The sequence below is a fragment of the Vogesella sp. EB genome, assembly GCF_001037925.1.
Taxonomy (GTDB): Bacteria; Pseudomonadota; Gammaproteobacteria; order Burkholderiales; family Chromobacteriaceae; genus Vogesella; species Vogesella indigofera.
On sequence record NZ_LFDT01000031.1, the window covers coordinates 1 to 13,801 of the forward strand.

General features: G+C 63.0%; 9 protein-coding genes and 2 tRNA genes. 7 read left to right on the forward strand and 4 right to left on the reverse strand.

Annotated features, from left to right (window positions below; genetic code table 11):
- Positions 1–94: 94 nt before the first annotated feature.
- Genes ACG97_RS14315 through gspG form a run of 3 tightly spaced genes read right to left on the reverse strand, consistent with a single transcriptional unit; the run spans position 95 to position 3,405 of the window.
- The gene (locus ACG97_RS14315; RefSeq protein ID WP_047968051.1) at positions 95–1,789 is read right to left on the reverse strand and encodes a GspE/PulE family protein; all 1,695 of its coding nucleotides are present in this window, start codon (positions 1,787–1,789) and stop codon (positions 95–97) included.
- A complete protein-coding gene (locus ACG97_RS14320) occupies positions 1,786–2,967 on the reverse strand; it encodes a type II secretion system F family protein (RefSeq protein ID WP_047968052.1) in 1,182 nt (393 codons plus the stop codon). Before ACG97_RS14320 ends, ACG97_RS14315 begins: the two co-directional genes overlap by 4 nt.
- Before the next feature lie 12 nt (positions 2,968–2,979).
- Positions 2,980–3,405 carry a type II secretion system major pseudopilin GspG gene (gene gspG / locus ACG97_RS14325; RefSeq protein WP_047968053.1) on the reverse strand — a complete coding sequence of 142 codons (426 nt, stop codon included), beginning with the start codon at positions 3,403–3,405 and terminating at the stop codon, positions 2,980–2,982.
- Between the two features lie 433 nt (positions 3,406–3,838).
- Between gspG and ACG97_RS14330 the strand changes: the two genes are divergently transcribed.
- The 4 genes from ACG97_RS14330 (at position 3,839) to ACG97_RS14345 (ending at position 10,281) form a co-directional block, all read left to right on the forward strand.
- Positions 3,839–5,485 (forward strand): AAA family ATPase, encoded by a 1,647-nt coding sequence (locus ACG97_RS14330; RefSeq protein ID WP_047968054.1) that lies wholly within the window; start codon positions 3,839–3,841, stop codon positions 5,483–5,485.
- A gap of 2 nt (positions 5,486–5,487) precedes the next feature.
- The gene (locus tag ACG97_RS14335) at positions 5,488–6,204 is read left to right on the forward strand and encodes a general secretion pathway protein GspB (RefSeq protein ID WP_047968072.1); all 717 of its coding nucleotides are present in this window, start codon (positions 5,488–5,490) and stop codon (positions 6,202–6,204) included.
- A 98-nt stretch (positions 6,205–6,302) separates the two neighbouring features.
- Entirely contained in the window at positions 6,303–6,902 is a 600-nt protein-coding gene (locus ACG97_RS14340) for a lytic transglycosylase domain-containing protein (RefSeq protein WP_238377350.1), read from the forward strand.
- Positions 6,903–7,251: 349 nt separating this feature from the next.
- On the forward strand, positions 7,252–10,281 hold the full coding sequence (locus tag ACG97_RS14345) for a hypothetical protein (protein ID WP_047968056.1): 3,030 nt from the start codon (positions 7,252–7,254) through the stop codon (positions 10,279–10,281).
- A gap of 69 nt (positions 10,282–10,350) precedes the next feature.
- Here ACG97_RS14345 and ACG97_RS14350 read toward each other — a convergent pair whose 3' ends face one another.
- On the reverse strand, positions 10,351–12,309 hold the full coding sequence (locus tag ACG97_RS14350; RefSeq protein ID WP_238377351.1) for an Ig-like domain-containing protein: 1,959 nt from the start codon (positions 12,307–12,309) through the stop codon (positions 10,351–10,353).
- Between the two features lie 611 nt (positions 12,310–12,920).
- On the opposite strand from ACG97_RS14350, the gene ACG97_RS17710 reads away from it, so the two are divergent.
- The 3 genes from ACG97_RS17710 to ACG97_RS14360 all read left to right on the forward strand — a co-directional run bounded on the left by ACG97_RS17710 (position 12,921) and on the right by ACG97_RS14360 (position 13,662).
- Positions 12,921–13,370, forward strand: a complete 450-nt coding sequence (locus tag ACG97_RS17710; RefSeq protein ID WP_156168054.1) for a hypothetical protein — start codon at positions 12,921–12,923, stop codon at positions 13,368–13,370.
- Between the two features lie 136 nt (positions 13,371–13,506).
- Positions 13,507–13,582: transfer RNA gene (locus ACG97_RS14355), tRNA-Ala, on the forward strand.
- A 5-nt stretch (positions 13,583–13,587) separates the two neighbouring features.
- Positions 13,588–13,662: transfer RNA gene (locus tag ACG97_RS14360), tRNA-Glu, on the forward strand.
- Positions 13,663–13,801: the final 139 nt, after the last annotated feature.

Below are 13,801 nucleotides of genomic sequence, written 5' to 3' on the forward strand. Positions count from 1 at the left end.
GGCGGCCACCGCGCGCTCGACCAGCCGAGGCCGCAGGCCGCGCGACAGCCGCAGCCAGACCGCGCGTTCCGGCGCCAGCGACAAACCGATACGCTCATGCAACGAAAGTGACACGATTGATTTCCTGTAGTGTGGTTTCACCGCGCTTGACCATGTCGACCGCGGCCTCGCGCAGAAAACGGGTGCCGTTACGGCGCGCGGCTTCCTTGATGTGGCGGATCGGTTCGCGCGCCACAATCAGCTCGCGGATCTCGTCGGTCAGGCGCAGCATTTCACCGATCGCCTTGCGCCCCTTGTAGCCGGTGCCGCGGCAGTGGCCGCAGCCGCGCCCGCTGCGAAAGCCGTCGTGCGTGGCCAGTTCGGCCGGCAGGCCGGCGGCCAGCAGTTGCGCCACCGTCGGCTGCTCCGGCTGCGAGCAGAACGGGCAGTTCAGCCGCACCAGGCGCTGCGCGAAGATGCAGTTCAGCGCCGAGACAAAGCTGTACGGCTCGATATCCATGTGGATGAAGCGGCCGATGACATCGAACACGTTGTTGGCGTGCACGGTGGTAAACACCAGGTGGCCGGTCAGCGCCGCCTGCACCGCGATCTGCGCCGTCTCGGTATCGCGGATCTCGCCGACCAGGATCTTGTCCGGGTCGTGGCGCAGGATGGAGCGCAGGCCGCGCACGAAGGTCAGCCCCTTCTTCTCGTTGACCTGGATCTGCAGCACCCCCGGCAGCTGGTACTCGACCGGGTCCTCGATGGTGATGATCTTGTCGCTGCCGGAGTTGATCTCGGTCACCGCCGCGTACAGGGTGGTGGTCTTGCCGCTACCGGTCGGGCCGGTGACCAGCACCATGCCGTACGGCTCGCTGATGTAGCGGCGGATCTCGCCGATCAGCTGGCTATCGAAGCCGAGGCTGTCCAGGCGCAGCTCCTGCTGGCTGTCGGTCAGCGTGCGCCGGTCGAGGATGCGCAGCACCGCGTCCTCACCGAGGATGTTGGGCATGATGGAGACGCGGAAATCGACCTCGCGTCCCTGCATCGCGATCTTGAAGCGCCCGTCCTGCGGGATGCGCCGCTCGGCGATGTCCAGCTCCGACATCACCTTCACCCGCGATACCATCTGCTCGGCCAGATCGGCGCCGTTGAGGCTGCCCACGGTCAGCAGCACACCGTCGATGCGGTACTTCATCACCAGCCCGTTGCCGCCCGACTCCAGGTGGATGTCGCTGGCGCCCATCTTCAGCGCGTCGTAAATCACCGAGTGCACCAGCTTCACCACCTGGCTGGTGTCCTCGCTGATCGACTTGTAAGAAATGTCCTCCAGCGTCTGCGTGGTTTCGACATGGTTGGCCGCAGAGCCCAGCAGCACGTCGATGGCGCGCCAGGATTCCTCGTAGCGAGTGAGGAAGGCGGCCAGGTCGCCGCGGTGCACCAGATACCAGCTGGCGGCCGGCTGCACCGCGCAATGCACCCACTCCTGCAGCGCCGCATCGAACGGGTTGCTGAACAGGATGCGCAGCTCGCCGTCGGCGCTGCGGCAGGCCATGCACTCCTGGCGCACCGCGTCGGGGTAGGCGATCACGTCGAAGGCCGGTTGCAGCTGCTCGATGTCAGCCATCGCCAGTGCCGGGTAGTGCGCGGTGGCGGCGAGGTGGCGCACGAAGGCATCCGGCGCCAGGCCGCTGCCCTCTTCCAGCACCGCCAGCAGCGGCCGCTGGTAGCGCTGCGCGTCGTCGCGCGCCTGCTGCACTTGGCTGGCGCTGAACGCCACCGGCTCGGGGATGGAAAGATCGCGGCTCATTGGATGCTCCCGGCCAGCTCGAAGATGGGGAGGTACATCAGCACCACCACGATGCCGATGACCAGCCCGATGAACACCATCAGCACCGGCTCGAACATGCGCATGAAGCGCTCCACCGCCAGTGCCATTTCTTCCTCGTAAAAGCCGGCGATGCGGCCCATCATGCTGCCCATCTGCCCGCTGCGTTCACCGACGCGCAGCATGCGCAGCGCCACCGGCGTGGTCAGTCCGTGGCTGTGCAGCGCACCGGAAATCGGCTTGCCGTCGCTGATGTCGCGCGCCGCCTGCTGCAGCCGCAGCCGCAGCGAGGCCTGCAACACGCCGGACACCATCGCCAGCGCCGGCACCACCGGCGTGCCGCCGACCAGCAGCATGCCCAGCATGCGGTACAGCCGCGCCAGCTGGTACAGCCGCATGCGCTCGCCCAGCGACGGGATCTTCCACAGCAACTCGCCCAGCCGGCGGATGACCTCGGGGCGGGTCAGCAGGTAGCCGCCCGCGAGCAGCAGCAGCAACAGCGCCGGCAGCAGGAACACGGCATAGGCCTGGAACAAATTGCCCCAGGCCAGCAGCAGCCGCGAGAACAGCGGCAGGTCGCTGCCCATCGTTTCGTAAACCTGGGCGAAGCGCGGCACCACGTAGCCGATCAGGAACAGCAGCACCGCGCCGCCGGCCAGGATCAGCAGCGCCGGATAGATGGAGGCGCTGATCACTTTCTTGCGCACCGCATCGACCTGGGTCTGGTAGGCGAGGTAACGGCCGAGCGCATTCTGCAGGTCGCCGGTTTTCTCGCTGGCGCGCACGGTAGCGACATACAGCGAAGGAAAGGTCTCCGGAAACTGCTGCAGCGCCACCGACAGCGACAGGCCCTCGTGCAGGCGCTGGATGATCTGGCTCAGGATGCGGCGCGATTCCGGGCGCGATTCTTTTTCGTTCAGCGCCTCGATGGCCTCCACCAGCGCAAGCCCGGCCTCCAGCAGCGCGAGCAACTCCTGGGTAAACAGCGCCAGCTGGAAGCCGGAACGCGACCATGTCCACGAGAAGCTGCGCTGCCTGACCGCCAGCACGGCATAGCCCTGGTCCTGCGCCTGGCTGACGGCTTCGCCATCGCTGAGGGCTTCCAGCACCAGTACCGCTACCTCGCCATCATGGTTGATGGCCTTGATCTCGAAATACATGATGTTCCTGACCTAGCTGCCGATATCGGCATCCTCGCCCGAGCCACCGGACTGACCGTCCTTGCCGTAGCTGTACAAGTCATATTCGCCGCGCTCTCCCGGCTGGCGATACTGGTAGGGCCGTCCCCAAGGGTCCGGCGGCGGCGCCTTTTTCAGGTACGGCCCCTGCCACTTCGGCTCGTCAGTCGGGCGCGTGTACAGTGCGGCCAACCCTTGTTCGGTGGTCGGATAGCGGCCGGTATCCAGCCGGTACTGGTCGAGCGACTTTTCCAGCGCGTCCACCTGTGCCTGCGCCGTCTTCACCTCCGCCTTGCCGACCTGCGCGAAATAGCGTGGCGCCACATAGCCGGCCAGCAGGCCGATGATCACCAGCACCACCAGCAATTCCAGCAAGGTGAACCCCGCGTTGCCGAATCGCTTCCGAGAAAGGCTATACATAGATTTCACGCCTCGATCCGCCGGCCAGCCCAGCCCTGACGGCGGCCTGCCACGCAGTAAGCTACTTGACCCAGTTGTCAATCATGCTTACAACAGAATTTAGATAAATACATTTATAGAGGGCCACGCCGGCTTTCGCCATCCATTCTTCAGTGCTAGATGCAATGCAAAGACAACGCATATGGCTTTCGCTAGCGATAACGGATGGGGTGCCGATAGCGGCAGGCCAGATGCGCGCGGGGCCCAATCCGCATGGCGCAAGGCAGGGGGAAAAAGCAGCGCCGGCAGCTGTAACCGGAAACACGGCGCCAGCGGTGGTGTACTTTAAGAAATGGCCGGCGGCGACCGGCAATTCGCGGCAAATACCGGGTGGCAAACTATACTTTTTTTCAACCGTACTGATATCGGATAGCACATCACAACAGGTCGCGCCATGTACACCAGTCACTATGGCCTTGCCGACTCGCCGTTCTCGATCGCGCCCGATCCGCGCTATCTGTTCATGAGTCAGCAGCACCGCGAAGCGCTAGCCCACCTGATGTACAGCATCAGGGGCGAAGGCGGATTCGTGCTGCTGACCGGCGAGGTAGGCGCCGGCAAAACCACGCTGTGCCGCTGCTTTCTGGAACAACTGCCCGCGCACTGCGATGTCGCCTTCGTTATCAATCCCAAACTCACGGTGCCGGAGCTGCTGGCCACCCTCTGCGAAGAGCTGCAGATCGCGCTGCCCGACGAGCACGGCAACAAGGCCTGCATCGACCTCATCAACAAGCATCTGCTGGCCGCCCACGCGCAGGGCCGCACCACGCTGCTGATCATCGACGAAGCGCAGAACCTGAGCGACGAGGTGCTGGAGCAGGTGCGGCTGCTGACCAATCTGGAAACGCACGAGTGCAAGCTGCTGCACATCATCCTCTTGGGGCAGCCGGAACTGCGCGACAAGCTGGCACGGCCGGAATTGCGGCAACTGTCGCAGCGCATCGTCGCCCGTTACCACCTCGGCCCCTTGCAACGCGACGAGATCGCCCCCTATATCCAGCACCGGCTGAGCGTGGCCGGCAGCTATCTCGACCTGTTCCCCCCGGCGGTGATGCGGCAGCTGTTTACCTGTACCGGCGGCGTGCCGCGCAAGCTGAACGTGCTGTGCGACCGCGCCCTGCTCGGCAGCTACGCGCAGGGCAAACCCCGCGTCGACCGTGCCACGGTGCGGCAGGCGGCGCGGGAAGTGTTCAACAGCAGCCCGATCCGCCCGTGGCACAAGCTGGCCCTCGCCAGCGGTGCCCTGCTCAGCACCGTCGCGGTCGCCACCGTGCTGTTCTATGGCGCACAACCGGCCGACCAGCCCCCGCCAGCCGCAGCCACCGCTGCCCGCAACACGGCAACCCGTATCCCTGCGCCGGCACAGCCCGCCGCAACCGCCATGCCCCGCTCCGCCGCCGCACTGGCGCGTCTGCCGGTGCCGCTGCCGGCCGCCGAGATCGCGCAGACATTGGCGTACCGCACGCTGCTGGGGCAATGGCGGATTCCGGCACCGGTCAGCGATGAAGCCGGTGCCTGCCAGCAAGCCGAACTGTTCGGCGCCCGCTGTCTGAGCGGCAGTGGCGACCTGGACAGCCTGCGCCGCCTCAATCTGCCGGCGGTATTGCAACTGCGCCAGCCCGATGGCCAGCTGCAGCACCTGACCTTGCTGGCGCTGCAAGGCGAACAGGCGCGGGTGGTCATCGGCCAACAACCGCACCTGCTGACGCTGGCGGCGCTGGCACAGGCATGGAACGGACGCTACACCGTGCTGTGGATGCCGCCGCCGCATTATCAGCAGCCGCTGGCGCCGGGCAGCCGCAGCCTGGCGGTCGCCTGGTTGCGGCAACAGCTCGGCCAGCTACCGGCGGCCGGCGGCGCAACGTTGGCCGCAAGCTACGATGCCGGGCTGGCCGCGCGGGTACGCCAATTCCAGCTGCAGCACGATCTGCCCGGCGACGGCATCGCCGGGCCGCTGACCCTGATACGGCTGGCTCAGGCCGGTAATCCTGACTCGCCACACCTGAGCGCCACCGCGCCCGTCACCATCCGGAGGGAGTGATCATGTCCTACATACTCGACGCCTTGCTCAAGGCCGATCAGGAACGACAACGCCACAGCACGCCGACCGTGCACTCCATCCACGCCGCGCAGAGCATCCAGCCGACGCCGGGCAAACCGCGCTGGCGCTACCTGCTGCTGATCCTGCTACTGGGCAGCGGCATCGCCGTGGCCGGCATGCTGTTCGGCTGGCAGGCGCTGGCGACGATCCGGCCGGCCCCGCCGCAGGCGGCGGACAACAGCAGCGTTGCCCTCAACCGCAATACCCCGCTGCCAGCCGAAGCGACGGTGGCTTACCTGCCGCCGGCGGACAGTCTGCCGCTGACCAGGCAAAGTGATGCCGAGCTGACGCCGGCGCTGCCAGCGCCGGCCGCCACGCCGCCCAGTCGCAAGGAAAACCGTGTCGCGGCGGCAAGCAAGCCGGCCGCGCAAACAACAGCGGCTCCGTCGCCAGCGGCCGACGCCACCATCAGCCGCATCGACAACCGCGTGTTCAACCTGCGCGAGCTGCCAGAGGCCCTGCAAAAAGAGATTGGTGACAGTGTCGTGATCTCCGGCTTTTCCTCCTCCGCCGAAGATTCGGAACGACTGGTGATCATCAACGACCGGGTACGACGCGCCGGTGACGACGTCGTGGCCGGCATGACACTGGAAAGCATCCAGGCAGATGGCGTGATCTTGAACTACAAGGGCTATCGCTTCCGTAGCGGAAGTTTCTGACCCCCCACCCACCAGAGGAAACCATCATGGCAACCCTTGCTTGCTTGCCCCGGGCCGGGCCGGTTCGCTGCCGGCAAAGGCCGGCACTGCTGGCCGTCTTGCTGCTGCTTTTGGCACCCGTCGCCGGCGCCAACATCTATGCCTTTACCGATGCCGACGGCACCACGCACTTCAGCAACGTGCCGCAGGACAAGCGTTACCGGCTGGCACTGAGCACGCCGCGCGACAGCGCTGAAGTCACGACCGGCAAGCGTGCGGCGGGCGCGCAGTATCGCGCCAGCCAGCGCGCACGCTGGAGCCAGCTGATCGACAGCACCGCGCAGAAGCTGAACCTGGACGCCGCCCTGCTGCACGCGGTCATCGCCACCGAATCCGGTTACAACTGGCGCGCGGTGTCGCCCAAGGGCGCGATTGGCTTGATGCAGTTGATGCCGGCCACCGCCGGACGTTACGGCGTGACCAACCTGTACGACCCGCAGCAGAACGTCCGCGCCGGCGCGCAGTACCTGCGCGAGCTGATGGGCCGCTTCGACAACGACCTCAGGCTGGTGCTGGCCGCCTACAACGCCGGCGAACAGGCGGTGGCACGTTATGGCAACCGCGTGCCGCCTTATCAGGAGACCATGCAGTATGTACCGCGCGTGCTGGGCAACTATGCACGCAATCAACAGCGGCCCCAAGCCGCTCCCGAGTACTGATCAAGCCCCAAAAATGCTGATGGCGGCAGGAAATCCTTGCCATTTTGCTGCCGCCATATTTTAAATATTCCGTTGAATCTATTGTCACAATGACCTACGATACAGCGTACCAATCCGCCAAAAAAAGGAAGGAGGCAAACCTCGGTTAGCGTGTTCTGTAATCGCACCGGCCACTCGCGGCAGACACTGCCGGAGAGGGTCGTAATTTGGCTGGCAAGCTGCAGCCTCTGGTATCGAACAAAAGCGGCAGAACAGTACTGGCGGTATTTTTTTCTAATGTACGCAGGAGGGGATCTCGCGCGATTCCTAGGCAAGGAACCGCCTTTGATAGCTTCAAAGGAGGTGTAACATGAGTCCCAACGGCCTCGGGAAGCTGCACAAAGCTTCCGGAATACACATATCCGCCATCAGTCGCACGGCGGGTCTCAAACAACCCCTATTCAGGTTTTTCGCCCTGCTGTTCAGCACGCTGTTCCTGCTGCTGACCGCCAATCCGGCCGCCGCCGTGGCGCCCGACAGTATACAAAACACGCTGGAAGGCTGCCGCAACAATGGCGACATCACCCTGCCCAATATCAATGGCCAGTTCATCTGTCCCGATGCGGCCTACACTACCGGTAACCTCGGCAAGGGCTGGAACGAGCTGGACCTGGTGCCCTACCGGCTGACCGTCAATGCCGGCAACTCTGCGCCGGCAAGCCAGCAATACACCATCGCGGTGGTGGTCGATAACGAGGATGCCGGCAAACCCGGCTACGACGTGCTGTCGACGCTGACCAAGAATGTCGGTCTCTCCAGTGGCACCTGCTCGATCCAGAGCGTCAGCGCCCAAGGGACACTCGAACCCGGCATCGGCGGTACCGACAAGTCGATCTACCGGCTGGTCACCATCAACCAGAACAAGAACAGCACCTGCGTGTTTGACTACTACGCGCGGCTGGCACTGGGTTCGCACCTGTACCCGGGATCGTCGCTGCACGCCAACCTGACCAACGAAACCTTCGGCACCGCCGGCATCGGCGCCCGTGACGTATCCATCCCGGTGAAAGAAATCCTGCCGCAGGAACTGCGCAAGGACATGACCGCCACCCAGGACACCGACTACACCTGGAACATCACCAAGCAGGCCAACCCGACCAGCGTCTCGTTCGGTAACGTCTGCGCCAGGGACTTCGATGACCAGTTGCCGGTGGAAATCACCATCGAGTGGACCCGTTCGGCTGCCATCAACGGCAAGGTCACCGTCACCACCAACGTCTACGCCAAGAACCCGGCATCGCGCACCATCACTGTCAACGTCACCGACAAGATCTACAAGGGACTGACCCAGACCACCCAGGTCGGCAGTGATGCCAACTCGGGCGATGTGGATGTTGCCGCCAAGACCGAAGTCAAAGTGCTGACCAATACGCAGATTCTGGATGCGGCAGATGGTAGCGAAGGCGCCTTCAACGACGTGGCCACCGCGACCTACATCGACAAGGCCACCGGTATAGCGGTACCGGGTAACACCACCGCCACCGCCAGTGCCGCCATTAGCACCGGCACCACTACCAACGCCACCGCGGTCATCACCGACACCGAGTCGATCACTGGCAATTTCCTGCAGTTCTCGGTCGATAGCCTGGGCGGCAGCGTCGCCGGCAGCTTCAATCCGGCTTATGTACTGGGTACCAAAACTGTCGGTCCGGTTAACTGGACATCCGGCGAACAAAGCAGCAGCGGTTCGGTTGTGTTCCTGAAGACCATTCACCTGAATGGCCAGAAAATCACATCTGGCACCCTGACTGACACTGCGACACTGACACCGAAAGATGGCAGCCCGCAGGTCTCCGGCCCAGTCAATGTGGCCATCGTGTCGAGTTCGGCTGCAGAGCTGAAGATCGACAAGAGCATCGACGCGGAATCGATGTCGTTCCTGGCAGCGGGTGAGAAATACGTGATCCGCTTCACCATTACCCGTCTGGGTGATGCAACCTACCAGGACAGCAAAGAGCTGACCTTCAACTACGGCGATAGTGGTGCCACCAAATCGGTCTCCCTGACCGGACTGGTACCGGATACCTATCAAGTGGTTGAGGAAACCGTGTTCGTCAATGCGGCCAACGTTGAAGCGATCGGCGTGCTTGCCGATGCGACCAGCAACTCGCGCAGTGTCGACCTGACTGTCACCGACAGCACACCGATCTGCCTGGGCACTGCCGTGTTCGCCAACAAGCGGGCATTTGGTCCGGCCACCGCAGAAGTGCAGAAAGTCACTGATCCGGTGCTGCAATCCGGTGATGCCGACTTCAAGTGGAGCTTTACCCTGACTGGCCCTGGTGCCGGGACGGGCGTCCTCGCCGAGGCTGATGCCGGTGGTGGTGCAGTAGCGTTCGAAGCAGGCGGCCAGCCGTTCTCGCTTTCCGAAGGTGTCTACACCGTGACCGAAACGCTGAAGAGTGGCTGGGACTTGAACAGTGTCAACAGTGACCCTGCTGCCACAACCTGCTCCTTTACCGTCAATTACCCAGCCGATGCCGGCAAAGTGTTCTCCTGCCTGTTCAAGAACACCAAGCGGGCCGAAGTGCAGGTAATCAAGACCTTCAACGGCGCACCCATCACTGGTAGTGAAGTGTTCACCTTCAGTCTGCGTACCGGCGCATCGGCCGCAGCTGACGGCACCATCCTGCAAACCCTGCAGGCCAATGCCGGCAACGGTGGCACCATTACCTTTGACAAGGTGGTTCCTGGCGACTACCAGCTGTGCGAACAGGGTATCCTGGCTGGCTGGACAACTTCTCTGTCCTCCATGCCCGGCGCCTTCTCGCCACCCAATGGCGGTGACAACAGCACTACTTGCGTCGGCTTTAGCGCCGCTGCCGGTCAGTCTGTAAGCTTCACCATCGACAACGTACCACCGCCGGGAGGCCAAGCCCACACCATCGGCTACTGGAAAAACTGGGCTTCCTGCAAACAAAGTGGCGGCAAGCAAGCGCCTGTTCTCGACCAAACCATGGCCCTGGCTGAGCCTACCGGTATCCAGGTAAACAGCTTCTACCTGCATGGTGATGTGGCCAACCCTGACGTGGCACCGGATTGCAGCAAGGCAGTCAGCTTGCTCAATAAGTCCACCTTTAGCGGTACCAAGAAAGCCAGCGACCCGCTGTTCAACATGGCGGCGCAACTGGTAGCGGCTGAACTGAACTACGCAGCAGGGGCAACAACCTGCGCCAAAGTCAGCGATGCCATCGTGGCAGCCAATGCGCTGCTGACCAAGTACCAGTTCACTGGTTACGGCTACACCGGCAAGGTCAGCGCCACTGACGCCAGCCTGGCCCGTAGCCTGGCGACTCGACTGGACAACTACAACAACAACCTGCCAAGCGCCTGCCTGTAAACCAGACTGGCGTATCAAAAAAAGCCCGGCGCAAGCCGGGCTTTTTGTTGGCGATGAGACGGTGCCGCCTTATCTGGCAACCTGTACCGACACCACCGCGCTGGCGCTGGCAGCGCCGTCGCTGATGCTGTAGCTGAAGCTGTCGCTGCCCTTGAACTTGCCGTTCGGGGTATAGGTGATGCTGCCGTCGCTATTGAGCACCGCCTTGCCACGCGCCGGCACGCCCACGGTCTTCACCTGCAGCGGCTTGCCTTCCGGATCGTAGTCATTGCCCAGCACCACCATCCTGACGGCGGTGCCGATCCTGGTCGCGCCGCTGTCATTGACCGCCACCGGCGGCTTGTTGCTGGTGCTGGTCGAGCTGCTGGCCACCACATACGTGGCGCTGGCCGTGGCACGGTAGCTCGTGCTGCCAACGTTGGCCGCAACGACGCTCAAGCCGTAGGAACCGGCCGCTGCGGTCGTTGCCGACGTCACGCTCAGCGTGGTGCTGGTGCTGGCGCCCGGCGCCAGGGTCAGCGTCGACAGCGGCAGGCTGCTGCTCCAGCCGGCCGGCACCGTAGCCGCCAGGCTGAACTGCGCGCTGCTGCAGGCGCTGGAATCGGTATTGGTCACGCTCAGGCTGAAGCTTGCCGCCGAGCCGGCAGCCAGCGACGGGCTTTGCCCCGGCGTCAATGCCACACTCGGGTTGCCACGGGTACACACCGGCTGCACCGGGGTTTGCCCGCCGGTCGCCACGCTCACCGTGGCACCGCTGCTGCTCAGCGACAGCAGCGAAATGCTCACCCCGCTACCGCTATCGGTAAAGGTCTTGCCCACCGCCAGCGGCGAATCGCTGATGTCATCGGTGGCCGAGCTGTTCGGCGTCAGGTCCAGCAGGTCGCTGGTGTCTCCGCTGTTGTCGGTACCGGTGCGCACCAGCACGCCATTGACCGCCTGCGGGAAACGAGAGATGTCGCTGTCGAAGCCCAGCGGCTGGCGGAATTCGACGTAGTACCAGCTCTTCTGCCCGGTCGTGGCATCCACGCCCTTCAGCACCTTCACGGCCTTGATGCCATTACCGGCGGCCGCGTACGGCGTCAGCGTAACGGTGGTGCTACCACTTTCCACGGTGGCGATGGCGGGCGACAGGTTGTAATTCAGCCAACCCAGGCGCTCTTTCTGGAACGCGTTGTAGTGCACGCCGCCATTGCCCATGGTGTCGAAGGCATCGCCGTACTCGCTGCGGCTGCAGCTGCTGCCCAGCGTGGTCGCGCCGCAATCCAGCGAGTGCGAGTGCCACAGGCCGAAGTTGTGCCCCATCTCGTGCGTCACCACCCCGCGATACAGCGCGCCGTTCAGCCACGACGACGACGGCGAGCCACCGACGGTGCCCATGCCGGACCAGGTGCAGGCAGTGTTTTTCGGCATCACGTAGATACGGCGCGGATACTGCGTCAGGTCGATGCCGGCGGTCTTGGCGGCCTGGTTGGCGTAGGCGGCCACGTTGTCCGGGCTGCAGGTCTGGTTGATCGGCAGCGTCAGCCAGCCGAAGACATTGCCGTTCAGCCAGGTCTGCTGCGACGAGTTTTCCTTGATGAAATCGCTGCTGCTGCCAAACACGGTGGTGTTGGCCTGGCTCACGGTATACGGCTGCGTCTGGTTGTCCTGGAAGTTGACCAGCAGCACCGCCGTTTTCTGTTCGCCAAAGGTATTCGGTGCGGCCAGTGCCAGCACCTGGTAGCTGGTGCTGCCGGTGCTGTCCAGCGCCAGCACATTGTTGCTGAGCGAACCCTTCACCCGTACCTTGGTGCCGCTAGGCTGGCGCGGGCCCTTGCCCTTGAACTTCAGCTCGACACGGCCTTCTTCCGTCTTCAGGTAGTAGCGGTTGCCGGTGGTCTTGTCGAAGTAGTGAACGTGGATCACTTCCAGCTCACCCTCGCGCTCCACTGCAGCCGCTGCCGTCGCGGTGCCCTGGTTCTGCGGCAGGGTCTTGCTGCTCTGGGCCATGCCGGGGGCGGCAAACAGGGTCAAGACAAGTGACAACATGGTGCCGGTGCGGGCCATCAGGCGCGGCCAAACTGGCGCTGCTGCAATAGACATAATTTCCTTTCGTGTAACCCGGGCTGCCGGCCGGCGGCGCTCAGCGCCCTGCCCGATCCGGCAATACCCTTTTCCTGTGTGGCGGCAGCAGCCGGAAGCGACACCATATCGTGTCCGCTCCCGGCCGCAGGCAACACGCCACAACCAAGCCTTGCTTCGTATCCGCCGATAGGTCCGGCGTGCTGTCTCGATGGCACCAGCCACCCGCACAACAGGACGCGCCCCCTTTTTGGCATCCCGTCGGCAGGCGCTGGCGCCGGCCATTCGTCTTGCTGACACTTGTTGTTTTACTTGCAACAGCTACTTTTAAAATTAATAGCCGAAGGATGTCAGATACAAACAGTCAAGTCAGTTCACATAGTCTGGCCACAAGGCCAACACCGTGATTCCACGTCCGAACCTATCGGATGACGTCGCTACTATACATAGTTGCTGAGGAGTTACCGTCCCGTTTTTCGGCCGATTCAAAAAATAGCACGCAAGATATATGTCTTTGTTTTAATTAGACAAACATCATTTCATCAATCAGATAAATGACAGCTTTACCGGCAATATCTTTGGAAATTTTGCAACGGGTCATTCCACTCATCTTTATCCCGTTCGAACGGCTGGTTGCGCTGAAAACCGGGCGAAAAAGACCCGCCAATGCGGCGCCAAAGCACCGCGCTAGCGTTGGCCGCCGGCACGGCAAAAAGCCGCACCAGCGGCAGCACAAACAGCGCAACATGGGAATGAAAACGGAGAATGAACCAAGATGTAGCCAGCACTGCCAGCACGCGACAGGATCATCGCGCAAGGCGCACCGCGAGATAAGCAGCAAGCAGAGCAACCGTGCCAGCAGCAAGCGCGCCGCTGGCAGGATGGCAGCGAAACATCGGCGCCGGCGGCAAAGCGGCCACAATTTAACGATCGGCCACCTTTTGCACGCTTTCGCCGCCGGCAACCGCGCGCAAAGCCCGATGGCGCGGTCATTACCAATCGGCGCGCCGCAATGCAAAAAGCAATAACAGCATTAAAATCAATAAGCTGCCATTTCAAACATGCCAAAAGCGCATATTTTTTTAAAAACAGGCTTGACTTGCTCAAAACCAGACGTTAAAGTGCACGCCAATTCGTGATGCAGCACTGTGACACGAAGCCAGTGGGGGTATAGCTCAGCTGGGAGAGCGCTTGCATGGCATGCAAGAGGTCAGCGGTTCGATCCCGCTTATCTCCACCACTTCAGTCCCTATAGTTTAGCGGTTAGAACACTGCCCTTTCACGGCGGCGGCCGGGGTTCGATTCCCCGTGGGGACGCCAGAACATGAAAAGCCCGTTACTTCGGTAACGGGATTTTTGCATTGGCGGCCAACGTTGGCCGCAGCCTGCCGCCACGGCGCCGGATCAGGCACCACACCGCAAAAACGGCATCGGCGGTGGCGATGGTTTGCCCGCCATT